Here is a 642-nt window from a genome sequence, read left to right as displayed (position 1 = left end):
ATATTATGTGCTTTGACTGCAATCTTTAATTCATCAACTTGAACTACATTCATTTCTTTTCCTCCAGTAGATCTGTGTTCTCGTGAACGTTACCAATAACCTTTGAACCGTGAGTTTCACCTATAAGGTCAAATCTGCTGATAGTTCCAACTACGTCAGCTAAAAATTTACCGCTAGCAAATTTAACAATTGACCGGTACTTCCGATTTTCTAGAATATCGCCTTCATAAATTTCCTTGCCGTTCACGTCTTTCAAGCCGGTAAACTGTTCAAGCTTAAAATCACTTGCGTCTAAGGCGTCCAAGGTCAAACATTTCAATTCGTCATAGTCTCTAATTACGTTGCACTCGTTGTCCCACGCTCTAAACTTAATCATCGTCGCCATCCCCAATCATCTCCTAGAACTCGATAGTTCCAGCGCTATCACAACCCATGCTGTAACACCGATAAAAGTAATCCCATGCCAAAATCCATCTAAAAAGTTCGCAATAATGAGTGCCAAACAAAACAATAATGCCATTACCAAACCGATTTTATTTCTAATACTCATTTTCAATCCTCCCCGAACGCTTCAAACGCCCGCTTGCGTTCCTCGTTAGTTGGTTCCTTGACGATTATCATGATTAATCCTCTGGAATTAAA

Annotated in this window: 2 protein-coding genes; both read right to left on the bottom strand. The window is 39.6% G+C overall.

Annotated features, from left to right (window positions below; genetic code table 11):
• Positions 1-49: 49 nt before the first annotated feature.
• A complete protein-coding gene (locus DY78_RS01735) occupies positions 50-385 on the bottom strand; it encodes a YopX family protein (RefSeq protein ID WP_235810625.1) in 336 nt (111 codons plus the stop codon).
• A gap of 6 nt (positions 386-391) precedes the next feature.
• Positions 392-550 (bottom strand): hypothetical protein, encoded by a 159-nt coding sequence (locus DY78_RS16335; protein WP_169817050.1) that lies wholly within the window; start codon positions 548-550, stop codon positions 392-394.
• Between the last annotated feature and the right edge of the window lie 92 nt (positions 551-642).

Origin of the sequence: Lactiplantibacillus fabifermentans DSM 21115 (assembly GCF_000498955.2) — a bacterium.
Lineage (GTDB): Bacteria > Bacillota > Bacilli > Lactobacillales > Lactobacillaceae > Lactiplantibacillus > Lactiplantibacillus fabifermentans.
The sequence above is the reverse complement of the archived record's forward strand: the minus strand, read 5'-3'. Positions and strand labels throughout refer to the sequence as shown.